The 18,827-nt window shown below is 38.7% G+C and carries 19 protein-coding genes, 1 tRNA gene and 4 pseudogenes; 19 read left to right on the top strand and 5 right to left on the bottom strand.

The features are described 5' to 3' along the window. The 3 genes and pseudogenes from HMPREF2933_RS10555 to HMPREF2933_RS04390 form a co-directional block, all read left to right on the top strand. Positions 1–292: Cna B-type domain-containing protein (locus HMPREF2933_RS10555; protein WP_148131518.1), on the top strand; the 292-nt coding region annotated here is incomplete at its 5' end. A gap of 383 nt (positions 293–675) precedes the next feature. After that, positions 676–882: pseudogene (locus tag HMPREF2933_RS04395) on the top strand (cupin domain-containing protein); the annotation flags it as partial. Between the two features lie 15 nt (positions 883–897). Beyond that, positions 898–1,383: an NAD(P)H-binding protein gene (locus tag HMPREF2933_RS04390; protein WP_024051634.1), complete on the top strand. Its 486-nt coding sequence runs from the start codon at positions 898–900 to the stop codon at positions 1,381–1,383. A gap of 234 nt (positions 1,384–1,617) precedes the next feature. Here the strand turns inward: HMPREF2933_RS04390 and HMPREF2933_RS04385 are convergent, their stop codons facing one another. After that, positions 1,618–2,526: a LysR family transcriptional regulator gene (locus tag HMPREF2933_RS04385; protein ID WP_004224921.1), complete on the bottom strand. Its 909-nt coding sequence runs from the start codon at positions 2,524–2,526 to the stop codon at positions 1,618–1,620. Between the two features lie 194 nt (positions 2,527–2,720). On the opposite strand from HMPREF2933_RS04385, the gene HMPREF2933_RS04380 reads away from it, so the two are divergent. The 11 genes and pseudogenes from HMPREF2933_RS04380 (at position 2,721) to HMPREF2933_RS04335 (ending at position 10,696) form a co-directional block, all read left to right on the top strand. Continuing rightward, positions 2,721–3,527 carry a dihydroorotate dehydrogenase electron transfer subunit gene (locus tag HMPREF2933_RS04380; protein ID WP_024051633.1) on the top strand — a complete coding sequence of 269 codons (807 nt, stop codon included), beginning with the start codon at positions 2,721–2,723 and terminating at the stop codon, positions 3,525–3,527. A 9-nt stretch (positions 3,528–3,536) separates the two neighbouring features. After that, positions 3,537–4,475 (top strand): dihydroorotate dehydrogenase, encoded by a 939-nt coding sequence (locus HMPREF2933_RS04375; RefSeq protein ID WP_024051632.1) that lies wholly within the window; start codon positions 3,537–3,539, stop codon positions 4,473–4,475. A gap of 314 nt (positions 4,476–4,789) precedes the next feature. After that, positions 4,790–5,485 carry an orotidine-5'-phosphate decarboxylase gene (gene pyrF, locus HMPREF2933_RS04370; RefSeq protein ID WP_003035645.1) on the top strand — a complete coding sequence of 232 codons (696 nt, stop codon included), beginning with the start codon at positions 4,790–4,792 and terminating at the stop codon, positions 5,483–5,485. Further along, positions 5,478–5,804 carry an inorganic pyrophosphatase gene (locus HMPREF2933_RS04365; protein ID WP_024051630.1) on the top strand — a complete coding sequence of 109 codons (327 nt, stop codon included), beginning with the start codon at positions 5,478–5,480 and terminating at the stop codon, positions 5,802–5,804. Before pyrF ends, HMPREF2933_RS04365 begins: the two co-directional genes overlap by 8 nt. A 10-nt stretch (positions 5,805–5,814) precedes the next feature. After that, a complete protein-coding gene (gene pyrE, locus HMPREF2933_RS04360; protein ID WP_024051629.1) occupies positions 5,815–6,444 on the top strand; it encodes an orotate phosphoribosyltransferase in 630 nt (209 codons plus the stop codon). A 5-nt stretch (positions 6,445–6,449) separates the two neighbouring features. Continuing rightward, positions 6,450–6,821 carry an ASCH domain-containing protein gene (locus HMPREF2933_RS04355; protein ID WP_024051628.1) on the top strand — a complete coding sequence of 124 codons (372 nt, stop codon included), beginning with the start codon at positions 6,450–6,452 and terminating at the stop codon, positions 6,819–6,821. A 162-nt stretch (positions 6,822–6,983) separates the two neighbouring features. Then, a pseudogene (locus HMPREF2933_RS04350) lies at positions 6,984–8,512 on the top strand (hypothetical protein). Further along, on the top strand, positions 8,509–8,724 hold the full coding sequence (locus tag HMPREF2933_RS04345; protein ID WP_024051626.1) for a YozE family protein: 216 nt from the start codon (positions 8,509–8,511) through the stop codon (positions 8,722–8,724). Before HMPREF2933_RS04350 ends, HMPREF2933_RS04345 begins: the two are co-directional and overlap by 4 nt. A 76-nt stretch (positions 8,725–8,800) precedes the next feature. After that, positions 8,801–9,865, top strand: a complete 1,065-nt coding sequence (locus HMPREF2933_RS04340) for a PhoH family protein (protein WP_024051625.1) — start codon at positions 8,801–8,803, stop codon at positions 9,863–9,865. A 127-nt stretch (positions 9,866–9,992) separates the two neighbouring features. Beyond that, positions 9,993–10,367, top strand: a pseudogene (locus HMPREF2933_RS09695) (GNAT family N-acetyltransferase). Between the two features lie 2 nt (positions 10,368–10,369). Beyond that, on the top strand, positions 10,370–10,696 hold the full coding sequence (locus HMPREF2933_RS04335; RefSeq protein WP_024051624.1) for a TfoX/Sxy family protein: 327 nt from the start codon (positions 10,370–10,372) through the stop codon (positions 10,694–10,696). A 586-nt stretch (positions 10,697–11,282) separates the two neighbouring features. Here the strand turns inward: HMPREF2933_RS04335 and dfrF are convergent. From dfrF to HMPREF2933_RS04315, 3 genes are all read right to left on the bottom strand, one after another. Then, the gene (gene dfrF, locus HMPREF2933_RS04330; protein ID WP_002322211.1) at positions 11,283–11,777 is read right to left on the bottom strand and encodes a trimethoprim-resistant dihydrofolate reductase DfrF; all 495 of its coding nucleotides are present in this window, start codon (positions 11,775–11,777) and stop codon (positions 11,283–11,285) included. Between the two features lie 307 nt (positions 11,778–12,084). Next, positions 12,085–12,564, bottom strand: coding sequence for an MGMT family protein (locus tag HMPREF2933_RS04325; protein ID WP_002322212.1), 480 nt, complete (start codon positions 12,562–12,564; stop codon positions 12,085–12,087). A gap of 310 nt (positions 12,565–12,874) precedes the next feature. Continuing rightward, positions 12,875–13,546, bottom strand: a complete 672-nt coding sequence (locus HMPREF2933_RS04315) for a helix-turn-helix domain-containing protein (protein ID WP_002322214.1) — start codon at positions 13,544–13,546, stop codon at positions 12,875–12,877. Positions 13,547–14,065: 519 nt separating this feature from the next. On the opposite strand from HMPREF2933_RS04315, the gene HMPREF2933_RS04310 reads away from it, so the two are divergent. The 3 genes from HMPREF2933_RS04310 to HMPREF2933_RS04300 all read left to right on the top strand — a co-directional run bounded on the left by HMPREF2933_RS04310 (position 14,066) and on the right by HMPREF2933_RS04300 (position 16,602). Then, the gene (locus tag HMPREF2933_RS04310; protein ID WP_306807484.1) at positions 14,066–15,127 is read left to right on the top strand and encodes a replication initiation factor domain-containing protein; all 1,062 of its coding nucleotides are present in this window, start codon (positions 14,066–14,068) and stop codon (positions 15,125–15,127) included. Further along, positions 15,127–15,330 (top strand): excisionase, encoded by a 204-nt coding sequence (locus tag HMPREF2933_RS04305; protein ID WP_002610247.1) that lies wholly within the window; start codon positions 15,127–15,129, stop codon positions 15,328–15,330. Before HMPREF2933_RS04310 ends, HMPREF2933_RS04305 begins: the two co-directional genes overlap by 1 nt. Positions 15,331–15,408: 78 nt before the next feature. Beyond that, on the top strand, positions 15,409–16,602 hold the full coding sequence (locus HMPREF2933_RS04300; protein WP_009256968.1) for a site-specific integrase: 1,194 nt from the start codon (positions 15,409–15,411) through the stop codon (positions 16,600–16,602). A 165-nt stretch (positions 16,603–16,767) separates the two neighbouring features. Here the strand turns inward: HMPREF2933_RS04300 and ald are convergent. Next, positions 16,768–17,878: pseudogene (gene ald, locus HMPREF2933_RS04295) on the bottom strand (alanine dehydrogenase). Between the two features lie 131 nt (positions 17,879–18,009). Here ald and HMPREF2933_RS04290 point away from each other — a divergent pair. Further along, positions 18,010–18,579, top strand: a complete 570-nt coding sequence (locus HMPREF2933_RS04290; protein WP_024051621.1) for a GNAT family N-acetyltransferase — start codon at positions 18,010–18,012, stop codon at positions 18,577–18,579. A gap of 141 nt (positions 18,580–18,720) precedes the next feature. Further along, positions 18,721–18,793: transfer RNA gene (locus tag HMPREF2933_RS04285), tRNA-Thr, on the top strand. Positions 18,794–18,827: the final 34 nt, after the last annotated feature.

Genomic DNA, 18,827 nt, shown 5'->3' with positions numbered 1-18,827 from the left:
CTGGACAGGATCGTTTACAGACCTTGATGAATACAAGGCAGGCAAAAAGATTGAATACACAGTCAAGGAAGAAGCTGTAGGAAATGGTTATACAAGTGTTGTTACAGGAACAGCTCAAGACGGTTATGTAGTAACTAATGTTAGAACACCAAATGTACCGCCTGAAAAACCAAATAAAGAATTACCAAAAACAGGAGATGGAATGAATTTATCTTTATATGGGTGGCTTGTGTTAATATCAGGTTCTTTGCTGTTACTTATTGGATATATACGCAAAAAATATATAAAGTAGCAGAAGAAATGATAATAACTATTAAATAAACATACTTTAAAATTAAATAAAACACACAATAAATATAGATTTTATTATTGTTGTCGGAGGACTTTTTACGGGGTATCCAAAATTTTTGAGGGTTTTCCCAACAACAATGAGGGGCTGACCTAAAATTATCCAAAATTAATTAGGGGACAATCTGAGGGGCGACTATATGTAAAATAAAAACCACTAGTTCAACTAGTGGTTTTTATTAATACTTATTTACAGACTTTTTATCATACTCTCTTAATAATTAATAAATATTTTAAGAGACTTTAGTCAAGTCTCTTTTTTATTACCTTAAAGGTGGGTGCATTTTTATTTGTATTGTGTAATTGTATCCATTTCATAGTCCGAATGAAGGTTGGTACCAAGAAGAAGGAAAAGAAGCCGTTAGTTTATCTGAAGGCTCTGTGGTTGTTATTCCAGCTAATGTAAAACATTGGCATGGTGCGAAAAAAGATTTTTGGTTCAGTCATATAGCGCTTGGTGTTCCTGGGGAAGATTTATCAAATGAATGGTGTGAAGCCGTCTCAGACGAGGAATATCATCAATTAAAAGATTAGAAAGTTACTAATAGCATGAAGAAAGTTCTTATTTTAGGAGCCAATGGGCAAATTGCTCGTTTGGTGATTTCAAGATTATTACAGGAAACAGATGTACATTTGACGCTTTATTTGCGAAAAAGTGCTCGTTTACAGTCACTTGCAGGTGAACGAGTGGATGTTCTTGAAGGGGATGTCAATGATTTTGCAGCCTTGACAAAAGCTATGAAAGGTCAAGATATTGTCTATGCCAATCTCGGTGGAAAGTTTGAGCCTATGGCAGCAAATATTGTTAAAGCAATGGAAGAAAATCAAGTTTCTCGTTTGATTTATTTGTCTAACAATGATTTTGCTAAGGTGGGAGAATTAACAGAAAAAGTGGAGTTTTACAAGGGAACAATCATTTCAAGAGTAAGTATTGCGGATTTGATTGTTCGTATCATAAAAGAACCGTCTTTACACAGTTATGCTAGTCTAGGCATTTCAAAGCCAAGAACAGACGGCGATAGACCTATGTATTGAAGAAAATAGCATAAACCTATGGTAAGAAAGTTTGTGCTATTTTTAATTGCATGATTTTATTCCATTTTAAATGATAGGATAACAGTTATCGCTACACAGAGAAATGAAAATGCTAGAAAAACTCCCAACGCGATACAATAAAGGTGTTCAAGCCTATTGTAAAGCGACAGGAGAAAATATAGCATAAAAATTTCATTGTTTATCACATATAAGAGTGGAACAGATGATTATGATTTACTTATCAAATTGAACTTCTTCTAACAGGTACTCAATGAATTTATCCCCCATTTTAGACAAGCTAGCTTTTTCGTGTTTGATATAAACTAGCTCAATAGGGTCATCAATATCTAGCGGAATGGAAACAATATTGTCACCGTTGAGATTGCTGTTGAGAATACCAGTTGCGATAGTGTAACCGTCAAGACCGATTAAAAGATTGAAAAGGGTTGCTCGGTCACTGACAACGATGGATTTTTTATGGTGTTCTTGGGATAGGATTTCTTCTGAAAAGTAAAAGGAATTGTGGGTGCCTTGGTCATAGCTCAGATAAGGAAAATCTTCTAGATCAGCTAATTGCACCAGTTTTTTCTTTGCTAGAGGATTGCTCTTGCTGACAAAGATATGGGGCTGTGCGGTAAAGAGATGAGTGGCAATCAAGTGATTGTCATCTAGCATTTTGGAGAGGACATCGCGGTTGTAGCTGTTGAGAAATAGAACACCAATTTCACTACGGAAATTTTTGACGTCATCAATGATTTCCCAAGTTCGGGTTTCCCGCAGGAAGAGCTCGTACTTTTCCATGTCACTCTTTTTGAGCAGAGATACGAAAGCATTGACCACAAAGGCGTAGTGTTGTGAGGAAACGCTGAAAAGTTCTCGGTTAGCAACGGGATTTTTATAACGTTCTTCCAGCAGCTGGGTTTGCTCTACTACCTGACGAGCATAGGAAAGAAATTCCATGCCGTCCTTAGTTAAGGTAATGCCCTTGGGATTGCGGATGAAAATCTCAATACCCATTTCATTTTCCAAATCACGCACAGCATTAGACAGACTTGGCTGGGTGATGAATAATTGTTTGGCAGCTTCGTTCATACTGCCCGTTTCGACGATTTTGATAATATAATGTAATTGCTGAATTCTCATAAGCCTATTTTATCACATTAGCATTGACAAAACACTTGTTAAGTTGTAAAATATGTTAAATTTAACCTTTAAGAAAGTCCAGCGAGGCTTCCAAGGTTTCAGGTGAAGGAAGAGTGGGAACAAGTCTGCTCTCTATTTTCGTGAGGCCTTGCGTGTGTATGCGAGGTCTTTTTTGGTAAAGAAATGAGGTAGAAATGGTAAGTAGTTCGTGTAAGAAAAGATTCGGAAAAATCATGTTGGAGAAGATGAGCATTGTGCATCAAGAGGAAATTGCTCCGCGAATTTTTGCTATGGATTTAAAAGGGGAAATGGTTATCCAGATGAAGGCTGGGCAGTTTCTACATATTCGAGTCCCAGATGATACGAAGCTTCTACGGCGACCTATTTCAATTTCAGAGATTGATAAAGAGAGAAAAATCTGTCGGATTATTTACAGGATAGAAGGAGCAGGCACAGAAATTTTTTCTAAATTGAAGAAGGGTTTTCAGTTGGATGTCATGGGTCCTCAAGGAAATGGGTTTGATTTATCTGGTTTGGACATTGAAGATACAGCCTTAATCATAGGAGGCGGTATTGGTGTTCCGCCTTTACTACAAGTAACAAAAGAATTACATAGTAAAGGGGTCAAGGTCACTTCGGTTTTTGGATTTGCAACAAAAGCCGCCGTTATTTTGGAAGAAGAGATGAAAAAATACGGTCGTGTCATCGTAACAACAGATGACGGTTCTTATGGTCGCAAAGGCTATGTTTCCTCTGTTGTGAATGAGTTGCCAGAAAGTTTTACAGCGGTTTATGCTTGCGGTGCCCCTGGTATGCTCAAATATGTTGATGAAACATTTCGTAGTCATCCGCGAGCTTACATTTCTATGGAGTCACGAATGGCTTGTGGAATGGGGGCTTGCTATGCTTGCGTACTTCATGTGGCTGGTGAGGATCAATCAGTCAATAAGCGTGTCTGTGAAGACGGTCCAGTTTTTGCGACTGGCACAGTCTTGATGTAGGAGGTGAACATGTCGAAAAATCGTTTAGCAGTTTCTCTTCCGGGATTGGAACTGAAAAATCCAATCATTCCAGCTTCGGGCTGTTTTGGTTTTGGTCAGGAATATGCCAAATATTATGACCTAGATGTGCTTGGCTCAATCATGATTAAAGCAAGCACGCAGAATCCTCGTTTTGGCAATCCGACACCGCGCGTGGCGGAAACACAAGCTGGTATGCTCAATGCTATTGGTTTGCAAAATCCTGGTGTAGATGTGGTGTTAGCAGAAAAGCTTCCTTGGTTGGCTCAACATTATCCTAATCTGCCGATTATTGCTAATGTTGCTGGATTTTCTAATGAAGAATATGCTTTTGTTGCGGGAAAAATTTCTCAAGCACCAAACGTTAAAGCAATCGAACTCAATATTTCTTGCCCTAATGTGGATCATGGCAATGGAGGATTATTGATTGGGCAGGTGCCGGATTTGGCATACGAGGCTGCGAAGGCAGCAGTAGATGTATCGGAAGTGCCGGTCTATGTGAAATTGACACCTAGTGTAGCAGATATTACGCAGATAGCTATAGCAGTTGAAGCTGCAGGAGCAACGGGCTTTACTATGATTAACACCTTGGTTGGCATGCGGTTTGACTTAAAAAGCAGAAAACCCATTATTGCAAATGGAACGGGTGGGATGTCAGGTCCTGCTGTTTTTCCTGTTGCCTTAAAGTTAATTCGTCAGGTAGCCCAATCCAGCAGTTTGCCAATCATTGGTATGGGTGGAGTAGATTCAGCAGAAGCAGCCATTGAAATGTTTATTGCGGGAGCATCAGCTATTGGTGTTGGCACGGCAAATTTCACTGACCCTTATGCTTGTCCTAATATCATTGATAACCTACCTAAAGTTATGGATAAGTATGGCATTGAAAGTTTGGAAAGTCTGCGAGCAGAAGTCAAGGGAAATTTATTTTAGTTTGATATTTTGCTTGACAAGAGATAAAGTAAATTATAAAATAATTGAAATAAAACCTTTAAAGAAGTCCAGAGAGTCTACTAAGGAAGATACGGTTAAAATGGCAGTTACTGCCAATTTTCGTGTAACCTTGCCTCGGGCAAGGTTTTTCTATAGCTCGTAATAAGGCAAATTTAGAGCTATTGATGATTAGCTAGTGCTACTAAGCAACTTCACCGTTTGATGTAGTATAGTCAGTATTGAAAGGTGGCAGAGCTAGAGATTCTGTCAAAAGGTTAAAAATGGCGAAAAGCCTATAAAAAGGAGAAGAATCCATGCGTGAAGAACGTCCTATTATTGCCCTTGATTTTCCGTCATTTGATGATGTCAAGGAGTTTTTAGAGCATTTTCCAGAAGACGAAAAGTTATATGTCAAAATCGGTATGGAATTTTTCTATGCCATTGGTCCGGAAATTGTGCATTATCTGAAAGGTTTGGGACACAGCATTTTCCTAGATTTGAAATTGCACGACATTCCAAATACAGTACGCTCTGCCATGTCAGTTTTGAGAACCTTTGGGATTGATATGGTGACGGTTCATGCGGCAGGTGGCGTGGAAATGATGCGAGAAGCCAAGAAGGTTTTAGGTGATCAGGCAAAGCTGGTAGCAGTGACCCAGCTGACTTCTACCAGTGAGGAAGATATGAGGGATTGCCAAAATATCCAAACAACTGTTTCAGAATCTGTTGTCAACTATGCCTGCAAAGCTAAGGAAGCTGGACTGGACGGAGTTGTTTGTTCGGCTCAGGAGGTTAAGCTGATTAAAGCCGCAACATCAGAAGATTTTCTGTGCGTCACTCCAGGTATTCGACCAGCTGGTTCTGAAATCGGGGATCAAAAACGGGTTATGACGCCGCAAGAAGCTCATCAAATTGGTAGTGATTACATTGTGGTTGGGCGTCCAATCACACGAGCAACTGATCCAGTAGCTGCTTACCGAGCTATAAAGGCGGAATGGGTGAATGGTTAGAAAAATGTATCGAGCAATCATTGACAGACCAATAGGTTACAAAGACAACTTTGGCAATTGTTATCCTATCAACTATGGTTATATTCCGGATTTATTTGCTGGAGACAGCGAAGAACAAGATGTTTATATCATTTCGGAAAAAATACGAGAACCTTTGGAATCTTTTGAAGGAGAATTGACTGCTGTTATTCATCGACAAAATGATGTGGAGGATAAGTGGGTACTGACCTCTACAAATGAGAATGTGGCCTTAGAGGACATTAAAGAAAAAACACATTTTTTGGAACAATATTTTGTTTCCACTATTGAATTATTGTAAAGGAGAAATCATGACTTTAGCAAAAGATATTGCCCGTGACTTACTGAACATTGAGGCTGTTTACTTAAAACCGGAAGAACCTTTCACTTGGGCAAGCGGTATCAAGTCTCCAATTTATACAGACAATCGTGTGACCTTGGCCTATCCAGAAACGCGAACGTTGATTGAAAGTGGTTTTGTAGATAAAATCAAGGCTGAATTTCCAGAAGTAGAAGTGATTGCTGGAACAGCGACAGCGGGTATTCCTCATGGTGCTATTATTGCAGACAAGATGAATTTGCCCTTTGCCTATATTCGTAGTAAACCAAAAGATCATGGGGCTGGAAATCAGATTGAAGGTCGGGTAAAATCAGGTCAAAAAATGGTCGTGGTTGAGGATTTGATTTCAACTGGTGGTTCTGTTTTGGATGCCGTTGCTGCAGCAAAGCGAGAAGGTGCAGATGTCATTGGAGTGGTGGCTATTTTCACTTATGAATTACCTAGAGCAGAAAAGAATTTTTCAGATGCAGGTGTGAAATTAGTAACCTTATCTAACTACACTGAATTGATCAATCTGGCAGAACAAGAAGGTTATGTTTCAGCAGAAGGATTGGCTCTACTTGAGAAATTTAAACATGACCAAGAAAATTGGCAGGGATAAGAAAGATGAATCTAATAGAACTAAGTGGGAAGTATCCTCGGGCAGAAGTTTGGGCACATCCAGATGAGTTTCCAAACTTATATGATTTAACATTGAGAGGAGTCAAGCAAGCGACAAGTTCTTGGTTTGAAGAGTATGAAAAAGACAAGGAATCGTTACCTAAAGTTGGAGAAGTCTCCATCATGCTAGATAGAATGGAGAATCCTAGTCGAGCCTTGGTCATGGTGACTAAAGAAGTTCTTGTCCGTCCCTTTCATCAAGTGACAGCAGAAGAAGCTTTTTTAGAAGGAGAAGGCAATCGCAGTTTAAGAGATTGGCAGACTATTTTTGGTGATTATTGGCGTAAAACCTTGCCAGAAGAAGGATTAGAATTTTGAGAGTCTGGTTTGGTTGTTACAGAAATTTTTACTGTCTTAGAAGATTATCTTTTAGACAATGAAGAAAACGGACGTAGCAAGTAATTAGACGTTAAGCAGCAATCTGACGATTGTTGTTTTTTTTAAATAGCGAAACACTGTAGATTTTGTTATAATATCCCTATGCTAAAAATGTATTCTTTTTTCTTTTCAGCTTTGCAAAAATTATGTTATTGATTGGTTTGCACTGGTTTTTTACTGTGATTATTCATCTAGGGACAATTTCTAATCTGGCTTTGATTGGGGTGGCGATACTAGCGTTTCTGGCATATCGTTATCTAGAAAATGTAAAAAAATGCTACCACTACCTGATGAAGCACAAAGTTGCTATTATGATAGCGGTAATTATATTTCAGTTAGCAATGCTTTTGTCTGCTCAGTTGCTGATTCGGCGAGATGCAGCAGTTGTTTTCAATGGTGCTTTCAAGTACTCAAAAGAGACTTCTATTTCCAGTTATTTGACACGCAATCCTAATAACTTGTTTCTCTTTTTGTCTGAGCGCTTTTTTTATAATATCTTTGGAAGCTCAGCTTTATGGATTTTGCAGGGATTAAATATATTTTATGACGATATAACGGCACTCATTTTGTACAAGGGAATGAAAAAATATGTGAGTGAGTCTGCTGCTGATGTGACATTTAGTTTGTATGTCTTGCTAGTTGGCTTTTCACCTTATTTTTATTCGATGTACACGGATATATGGCCTCTTCCGCTCATTGCTTTACAAATATTCTTACTTTTTGATTTATTTGGGCTTCGATGGCAGGATAAGAGGGTACTCTTCATAAAGACAATCGGATTAGGTTTGATAAGTGGGCTTGCAGTGCTGATACGACCAACTGTGTTGATTATTATTATGGCAGGTTTTATGGTGCTGTTGTTCAAAAAGGAATGGAAGAAATTTATCTTAATCTTTTTCACCTTTTTCCTATCGTTTGGCGTAACTTCTATCGGCGGAAACTATCTGAAAGCGACACAAACAGAAGTGACATTGATACAAGAGAAAGGATTGTCTAAAAGTCCTCTGCTCTTTATTGACTTAGGGTTGACTTTTATTGGACACGATCAAGAAGACATGAAAGAGGGTTTGCTTCAATACATTGATGTGGATCAGAGAGAACAGTATAATAATGGAATGTTTAAGCAAGAAAATGTAAAAAAAGAAATCAAACGACGTTTAAAAGAGTATTCGTTTTTTGGATTTCTCAATCATCTTTACTATAAGCATTCATTAACTGTTTTAGAAGGAACTCTAGGCTGGTTGTATCGAGATGTGGAATATGAAAAAACGCCCTATATTTCTCCTCTTTATCCTTATACAAAAAAGAATCCTGTGGCGCAGTTTATCAGAACTTATTTTCTGAGTGTCGATAAGAATGAGTATCGGTATTATGAGATTGTGAAGCAGGTTATTTGGATTGTGATGAGTCTGGGTCTTGTTTTTGCCTTGTGGAAATATCGTGCAGATGATAAACTCAATATGCTCAGTCTTGCAGTCTTTGGTGGTTTGTTGTTTTTGCTCATTTTTGAAGGTGGAAAGACGCGGTATTTAATACAATTTTTACCGCAAATCATCATATTGTCTGCATTAGGATTGACTAAATATTTACCGGATTGGTTAAAAAGTAAGAAAGGAGAAAAGATAAAATGAGAAAATCGTTTTACACTTGGTTGATGACGGAGCGCAATCCCAAAAGCAAAGCACCGAAGGCGATTTTAGCAGACTTGGTGTTTCATGAAACAAATTTCCCTAAGCACACGGATGATTTTGATGAAGTTAGTCGTTATCTGGAAGAACATGCTGACTTTTGCTTTAATCTTAGCGATTTTGATGCGATTTGGGAAGACTATCAGGCTCATTAGTTCGGAGAAATGATAGAATTTTCCGAGTTACTTTGCTATAATAATAGTAAATAATGTGAAGAAAGAGGTTCTTTATTTGCAAGAACATTCAGTAGAAATTACCTTACAGCATCCGGATGATGCTTTTCATCTTTTTGGTTCCAATGAACGTCACTTGCGTTTAATGGAACAGGAGTTGCAGGTAACCATTCATGCAAGGACGGAGATTGTCCAGATTATCGGTAGCGAAGTAGCTTGTGAGGAGACTCGTCAGGTTATTCAAGCTCTGCTAGTTTTGGTGAATCGCGGGATGACGATTGGGACACCAGATGTAGTGACGGCTATTACAATGGTCAAAAATGGTGAAATTGATAAGTTTGTGGCTCTGTATGAGGAAGAAATTATCAAAGATTCTTATGGCAAGCCCATTCGTGTCAAGACCTTAGGGCAAAAAATCTATGTTGATAGCATTAAGAATCATGATGTTGTCTTTGGGATTGGACCGGCAGGGACAGGAAAAACCTTCTTAGCGGTGACCTTGGCAGTGACAGCACTCAAACGTGGTCAGGTCAAGCGAATTATTTTGACTCGTCCGGCAGTAGAAGCGGGCGAGAGCCTAGGATTTCTACCAGGGGATTTAAAGGAAAAGGTGGATCCTTATTTGCGGCCTGTTTATGATGCATTGTATCAGATTTTAGGTAAGGATCAAACAACGCGTCTTATGGAGCGAGAAATCATTGAGATAGCTCCTTTGGCTTATATGCGTGGACGAACATTGGATGACGCCTTTGTCATCTTAGATGAAGCGCAAAATACAACCATTATGCAGATGAAGATGTTTCTAACACGACTTGGTTTTAATTCCAAGATGATTGTCAATGGGGATATTAGCCAGATTGACTTGCCAAAGAATAATAAATCAGGTCTCATTGATGCGACAGAGAAATTGAAAAATATCAAGCAAATTGATTTCGTTTACTTATCAGCCAAGGACGTTGTGCGTCATCCTGTGGTTGCAGAGATTATCCAAGCTTATGAACATTCTACTGAAATGGCGCATCATCATTTTTCTAAAGAAGAAAAATCAAGTTTGACCAATTCCAAAATTGTCAGCGAGCCAGTCAAGGAGTCGGAAGATGATGAAGGAATATCTCTTGGCTAATCTGGACAAGTTTCACACGACTGATTTTGAGGAAGTACGCTTGCAAAAGAATCTGCTACGTGACTGATGACTATCAATGCATCTTCCTATGTCATGATCACAGGACACAGAAAGTAAGAATTAAAAAATAATTGACCAACTATCTAAGCATTACAGATGTAGGATACTAACCGAAAAGGATATCCCAAGTATTTTATCTTTATATGAAAGCAATCCTCTGTATTTTCAGCATTGTCCACCAGGCATATCCTGATGAGGAGACTGTTTTTATTGGTTTGTTTATGGTTGAACAAGCCTATCAGAGGAAAGGATTGGCAGTCAGATTGTGACAGAAGCACTAGCTTATTTTGTTAAGAACTTTCGAAAAGCACGTTTAGCTTATGTTAAGGGAAATCTTTAATCTCAGCATTTTTGGGAAAAGTAGGGCTTTAAACCAATTGGATGCGAGGTTAAGCAAGAACTCTATACGGTTGTTATCGTTGAACAGAGCTTAGGAGATTAGAAATGGCATCAAGTAAGAACTATTTGGAATTTATTTTGGAGCAATTATCAGGATTAGATGATGTGACTTACCGTTCCATGATGGGGGAGTATATTCTTTACTTCCGTGGCAAGATTATTGGCGGCATTTATGACAATCGCTTTTTAGTTAAACCCGTGCAAGCAGTCTTAGATAAGATTGACCAACCTTCTTTTGAGTTTCCATACGAAGGTGCCAAAGAAATGATTTTAGTGGAAGACCTTGATAATAAGATGTTTCTAGAAGACCTGATTTTAGCTATGTATGATCAACTGCCAACACCCAAACCTAAAAAGAAAAAGCAAAGGTAAACGAAGCAAAAAAGAAGCCTGCTAAGGCCCTGTCTTTGCACGGGCAAAATAAAAAGAAGCTGGGACGAAAGAGCTCAGCTTCCTTTGGTTTATATAGTTGTCATTACAAGACGCAGTGGTTGAGCGAAACTCTGTTGACTTTATTCAATTTAGAGTTTCTTATGAACAATTGAGTCTGGAATGAAAGTCTCCAGTTGCAAAGTATACAGTACAATAAACCAACGATGCAGTAGCTGATGACACAAAGCATAGTGGGTAGGACTTGCGAAGTCACCCTTTTCTTTTCAAAATTTAATCCTAAATTTTATATCTAATTTTCGATTATCCGCATAAACACTATACTTTCAAGTATTTTGAAGTATAGAAAAAACTCATTTTACCACGAATTTACCACGATTGAATGAGCCTTGATATGACCTATAAAATAACACCCAAAAGACATCATTACACCTAAATGGTGTCTTTTTAAAAAGCAGTCAATCCTAAGACTAACTGCTTTGTGTGTATGGATATGAAATTGTCAAACTGGGATTTGTCTTACAACAATTTATATATGCATAAAAAGCAATATATTTATGAAAACACCCTAAATCCAAAATCTACTCAATTCATTTTTCCTTACATAAAATGTTCTCGTATATTTCACTTCCTCACCAAGTGTTTCCCCTATCAAAACTTCAAAATCATTGATATCAAATTCTGGAAAGAATGTATCTCCATCTTCAATATTTAAATCTACTTCTGTGATATACATTTTATCTACTATTTGCAAAGCTTCCTTAAATAGTCCATATCCACCAGATATGTATACATCTCGTCCTTTAGCCAATAATAATGCATCTTCTAATGATTTAACTGAAACTAAATTATCTCCTTGATACTCTGTTGTGGTGGAAACAACAATATTCATTCTATTAGGCAACGGATGACCGATTTCTTCATAAGACTTTCGCCCCATAATAACCACATTACCCGTTGTTAACTCTCTAAATTGCTTTTGTTCTCCCTTTATTTTCCATGGTATATTACCATTCTTGCCTATAACATTATTCTTTGACCTCGCAACAATCAAACCTATCATCTATTTCATCCTCCATAATATGATGTCGTACCTGTGATTCCATCAAGTGCACCACATCTTAACAAACTCAAAATTATCTCGAACTAACCAGCTCGACAAATTCTAGTTTGTCCGTTTCTTCATATCCACATTATATCATTTTCATATCTGCACCACAATAAAATTTTATGCACCGATAATCTTAGTGAACAGCTCTAACAAACACCATTTCATCACTCCAATCTGAAATTTAGGTATGAAAAAAGCAGTCAATCCTAAGACTAACTGCTTTGTGTATAGAGATATGAAATTGTGAAATAGAATTTGCCTATTTCAAATCAAAAAGAGAATTTTCATAGTCCTTTACATAGTATCGTATATTTTTACGCCCCTTTTGAATAATGGTATGTCCCTCTGCTTCTAATTTTTCTTTCTGTGCTTCAATACCATTTGGATATTTAGCATTTAATTCTCCGTTTGCTTTTAATGTTCTCCAATAGGGTGTTTCATCTTCGGAACGCTGATAACTCGCCCACGCTACAATAGAAACAAATATACCCGCTGTAATCGGCTCTGTAAAATCTGCACCACTCAATTTTGCAAAGTGTTCTCGTATTTTTCCAACCGTAATCACTTTACCATACGGAACTTTTTTCATTACTTTGTCATAGTCAATCGGGGGAGCAAAATACATTTTGTTTCCACCATATTTCTCAATACTTTTCTGGTCTATGATAATTTGAAATTTTGGCATATCCTTACTATCATGCAACATAGCATTAAAATCTTTTTTATCTTCATTTGCCATTTGTGCCACCTCCTACTTTAAGGATAGTCTGTTTCTTATTTCCATGCAATGAGGCTGTTTGAAAATTATTAACACTTTCAAATTTGTCGCTTTCTTCATATCCATATTATAACAGTTCCATATATCCGCCACAATAAAAATCAGCATACCCTTAGCATTTATGGAACAAAAATGCACACTTTTTCTTTCTTCCTCTTGATTACCCCACAACAGAAAAGAAAAAGCCCTGTCAAGAGCCTTGCCACCATTGGTGGTGCTTTGCACTCTTTACTGGGCTTTTTGTTTGCTGTATCTTCCATGCAAGAGGAAATTAAAGACCTCTGTTCCATTTCGCCTTTAGATAATCTTCATAGTCTGCTTCATTGAAGTCTACTTGTGGAGAAGTGTCGGGAATGTTGTTTCTGTTGTCTATATCCGCAAGCTGACGAAATATCCAATCATCATAAGGGTCATGGTATTTATACTCTTTGGGCTGTTCTCTGTATCGGTCTAACCCTCGCATTTCCTTATGCACTTTTATCATGCGTTCCAGTTTTTGACGCTGTATCAACTGCTTGATTTCCATAAGTTCTTCCAACTCCGTAACCTCATTGGTAATGTAGTTATGGATATACTGTATGAGTTTATATGCCTTGTAAAATGTGCATTCTTTTTCATCATCGAAAAATTCATTTTCAGACAGGTAATCTAAGGAAACATTGAAGTCTTGTTCCCGTTTGATAATATCCATGATATAGGGCTCGGTGTGGTCAATATACTTCCATTCTCCCGACAATAATTCATTGGGCGTTACACCCAGCACGTCCATTATCTTCTCTAACGTATCAAAGGTAGGATAATTCACGCCACGTTCAATCTTGGAAAGGCTCTGCATATTGATACCGATTTTGTCCGCAAGTTCCTGTTGTTTCATTCCTCTGTGTTTTCTTATGGTCTGTATGTTTTCTCCTAAGAAACTGATTTTCTTTTCATAATGCTCCATAACTTAGTATAACCGCTCCTTTCGTTGCTTTTCTTGGTATTTATAAGCATATCATACTTAATCTATATCTAAAAGTCAACAAAAACTTCTTGACAAGTAATTCTAATGGAGTTATTATCGTATTAGACAGAGTGATTAAGCACGCTAGGGTCAATCACACGCTTGAGTAAGCATATAAAATATATATTTTCACTTTGATAGCATGAATAAGCATGGACTATCAGACCGAAAATAAGGTTTCTGACTGGGGCTGTTCCGTTTAGCCACGAGCCTTACAAGGCTCGTGAGCGTTAAGAACGGGGCAGACACAGGAAGAAAGGGAACGCCTTTAGGCGTTCGTAAAGGGCGTATATGTAACACCGCCCTGCGTATACATGTAACACCGCCCTGCGTATACATGTCATAGTACCTAGAAACTGTGATAAATAAAGGAAAAAATGCAATTTATACCCCGCAAAAAATCGGGGCATACGAAAGGAGTAATGAAGTATCGCAACACACGAAAATTTATCCGTTAAGATTGATTACATCAGCATTGTATTTGAAACTGCAAACGCAGAAGATGTCATCATGCACATTTTAGGTTTACCGACTGACATTTTCAATGTCTATCCAGCAACGATAAAATTCAAGACTTATCAAGCACGCTGGCAGATTGGAGATATTTATGTATCGGGGGACGCAAGAAAGACAGAGGACAACCCACAAGGGCTAGGCTGTTATCTTGTTATGACTGGCAGAGGTTGTGATGATATTTTCCGTATTCTTGATAGTAGGAATTATACCTTTGGAGATATGTTCAAACATTGTGAGCGAAGATATGGACTGGATAACTTCCATTTCACTAGACTGGATATTGCCATTGATGATAAGAACGAAAAGCCATTTTTTACCATAGAGCAGATAAAGAAGAAATGCGAAAAAGAGGAATTTATCTCGAATAGTGAGGGCTACCACTTTGACGAAAGCAAGTTTGATGATTTCGACACCGCAAAGACCGTTTATATCGGTGCTGGGAAATCGGGATTGTCCTACCGCTTTTATGACAAGGATAAGGAAGTCTGTTCAAAACATAATAAGACACTTGATGAAGTCGGCAGTTGGAAACGGACAGAAATGCAACTGCGTGATGATAAGGCTCATGCTTTTGCCATGACATTCAAGGACAGACCGCTGGAACTGGGAGAACTGGCTTTCGGGCTATTGGCAAACAACCTACGCTTTGTCGTACCAAACAGAAACGAAAGTAATAAGAGCAGGTGGAAAACTTGTCGGTTTTGGGAACGCTTTTTAGGGGCTGTGGAAGTCTTAAAACTGCAAGTACCAAAACAGCAAAATTCCCTTGAAGAAACACAGCAATGGCTCACAGAGGGTGGCGTGATTTCCGCTGTCAAAAGTTTTTACTTCTTGGAAGAACATGACGCATTGGGTGGACTGGAAAAAGTGGGAACTATGCTTGATAAGGCAAGATACAGTAATTCCCTTTCCAGTAAACTAACCGCACATTTACAGATGATAAACCGCACCGACCTTATCCCCTATATCCAGTATGACACGAAACATGGGAAAGGGGGTATCTGATGAATAACAACGATATTCCCGTATGGGAAAAATACACCCTTACCATTGAAGAAGCGTCAAAGTATTTCCGTATCGGAGAAAACAAGTTAAGACGATTGGCAGAGGAAAACAAGGACGCTGGCTGGCTCATTATGAATGGCAACCGCATACAGATTAAACGCCGACAGTTTGAAAAGGTTATTGATAAATTGGACGCAATCTAATGCAAATGAGCCTTGTATGTGTTATGATGAAAACAAGTCATATCAAGGCTCTTTCCAACAAGGAAAGGAGCAGACACCATGAAAGAAAAAAGACGGGATAGCAAAGGACGTATCCTGCATACTGGAGAGAGCCAACGAACAGACGGGAAATACTTATATAAATATGTGGACGCATTTGGAAACACAAAATATGTGTATGCTTGGAGATTGACACCCACAGACCCGACACCAAAGGGAAAACGGGAAAAACCCTCACTTCGTGAACTGGAACAGCAGATAAGACGGGATATAGAGGACGGTATCGACAGCACAGGCAAGAAAATGACGCTTTGCCAACTCTACGCCAAACAGAACGCACAGAGGGCAAATGTGAAGAAAAGCACACAGAAACAACGGGAACAGCTCATGCGGTTATTGAAAGAGGACAAGTTGGGTGCTAGGAGCATTGACACAATCAAGCCCTCTGACGCTAAGGAATGGGCGTTACGCATGAAAGACAAAGGCTTTTCCTACAATACCATTAACAACCATAAACGCTCGTTAAAAGCGTCATTCTATATCGCGATACAAGACGATTGCGTAAGGAAAAATCCCTTTGATTTCAAGTTGAGTGAAGTCATAGAAAATGATACCAAAGAAAAAGTCGCATTGACAGTGGAACAGGAACAAGCACTACTGTTATTCATCAAGACGGACAACGTGTATCACAAGTATTATGATGATGTGCTGATACTGTTAAAGACAGGACTTCGTATCTCGGAACTGTGCGGACTAACAATAACCGATATTGATTTCAAAAATGAGGTAGTGATTATCGACCACCAGTTACTAAAAAGCAAGGAACAGGGCTATTATATTGAAACGCCTAAAACAAAAAGCGGAATAAGGCAAGTACCATTAAGCAAAGAAACGATACAGGCATTTCAACAGGTTATGAAAAAACGTCCAAAGGCAGAACCATTTGTGATAGACGGACGGGGCAACTTCCTATTTGTCAATCATAAGGGCAAGCCAAAAGTTGCGATTGATTACAGCACTTTATTTGTCCGTATGGTAAAGAAATACAACAAGCACCACATGGATAACCCCTTGCCACATATCACACCGCATACGCTACGTCATACGTTCTGCACAAGACTGGCAAGCAAGAACATGAACCCGAAAGATTTACAGTATATCATGGGGCATTCAAATATCAGTATCACAATGAACTGGTACGCTCATGCGTCCATAGATACCGCAAAATCAGAGGTTCAGCGTCTAATTGCATAGAAGTATTTACCACGATTTTAACCACGTTTGATAGAGAAAATATAAGAAGATAAGCCTAGATATGTGAGGTTTACCACAAAAGCAAAATACCCGTAGAGCCGATAAAATAAGGCTTTGCGGACATTTAAGAAGATATAAAAAGATAGTCAAAAAGACATATATAATTTATACTAAATCATTGATATCGGTGTAGTCACGATTAAGCCATTCTGCGACGGGTCGGCTAGTGAGATAACCTTTATAAGTAGTCACTCCTTGTTGTAGCCCCAAATCATCTGCTATAGCTTGTTCAAAACCTTTGTCAGCCAAAGCTTCAATGTAAGGAAGTGTTACATTTGTAAGGGCAAGAGTTGATGTACGGGCAACAGCACCTGGGATGTTGCAACGGCATAGTGAAGTACACCATGTTTTTCATAGACAGGTTCATCGTGAGTGGTTACACGATCAGCAGTTGCAACAACTCCACCTTGGTCAACAGCTACATCTACAATAACAGATCCAGATCGCATTTTACTGACCATTTCATCAGTAACGAGCTTGGGAGCTTTGGCACCAGGGATTAATACTGCTCCAATCACTACATCGGCCTCTTTGACACTTTCAGCAATATTGAAAGAATTAGACATAAGGGTCTGGATTTGATGACCAAAAAGGTCTTCTAGTTCTGACAGTCGTTTAGCGCTGATATCAAGAATAGTGACATGCGCTCCCAGTCCTAAAGCGATGCGAGCTGCGTGTGTTCCAACAACGCCCCCTCCAATGATAGTGACTTTTCCTTTAGGAACACCTGGAACACCGCCCAGTAGTACACCAGAACCACCTCCTTGTTTGGTTAAAAAGTGAGCTCCAATCTGCACAGCCATTCTCCCTGCGACCTCACTCATAGGAACGAGCAGAGGGAGTTTTTTTCTTGGTCACGAACGGTTTCGTAAGCAATCCCTGTTGTTTTGCCCACAATCATCGCATCGGATAATTCAGGTGCAGCAGCCATGTGCAGATAAGTGAAAAGCAAGAGGTCATCACGTAAGAAGCCGTATTCAGTAGCTAAGGGCTCTTTGACTTTGACAACTAGATTAGCCGCCCAAGCTTCGGCTGCAGTTGCAACAACTGTCGCTCCCTGTGCTTTATAGTCGGCATCTGTAAATCCAGAACCAAGGCCGGCTTTGGTTTCAACTAAAACCTGATGACCTTTTTGGACAAGACTATGAACGCCAGCTGGTGTTAAAGCAACACGATTCTCATTGTTTTTAATTTCTTTTGGAATACCGATTAACATAGATTTACTCCTTTTTTGAGATGTTTTTATTGTATATGAAAACGCTTTAAAAATCAAAGCGAAATCAAAAAACATTGATTTCGGTGAATATTTATGTTATGGTATGAGACAAAAAAGGAGGTTCATTCAAGATGGAAAGTATTTATCTAAAGCTAGCTGAAAACCGAACTTTGGAAACAGAGCGCCTGCTCTTGCGGCCTGTGACCTTAGATGATGCTGAGGATATGTTTGAATATTCCTCTGATGAAGAAAATACTCGCTACACTTTTTTACCTAATAAAGATTTGGAAGAAACTAAAAATATTATTGCTCGTTTATTTATGGGGAGACCACTTGGAAATTGGGGAATTGAGTTAAAAGAAAATGAAAAACTGATTGGCAGCATTGACCTACACAAGCTAGATCCGGTCCTCAAAAAGGCGGCTATCGGCTATGTGATTCATAAGAATTACTGGAATCAGGGTTTGGCAACGGAAGCTTTGAAAGAAATAATCCAGTTGGTTTTTGAAAGTTTGAATATGAATATGTTGGTGGCTCTCCATGATGTGGAAAATCCAGCTTCAGGACGAGTTATGGAAAAGGCTGGTATGAAGTTTTCCCATATTGACCCATACGCAGCACTCGATGAGCACGAGGAAGGCCGAATTTCTCAGAGAGCTTATTATCGTTTGACAAAGAAAGATTATTTTGAAAAATACTGATGTGAATGTTAGATTTATAGGAAATTTCAATGGTGACTAGGTTCTTTTTGGAACGTTCTAGCAAAATTTTTTTCTTTTAATGAAAACATTTTTCAAATCTATTGACAAGTACCTCTCTGCATGATATAGTAGATAGGGACTGCTGATTTAGCTCAGTTGGCAGAGCGCATCCATGGTAAGGATGAGGTCGCCGGTTCAATCCCGGCAATTAGCATGAGGAACAGGAAAAAGCCCAATTTTAATGGGCT

It is taken from the genome of Streptococcus sp. HMSC066F10, from assembly GCF_001813805.1.
GTDB lineage: Bacteria > Bacillota > Bacilli > Lactobacillales > Streptococcaceae > Streptococcus > Streptococcus vaginalis.
Note: the sequence above shows the minus strand (reverse complement) of the source record. Positions and strands in the feature narration are given on the sequence as shown.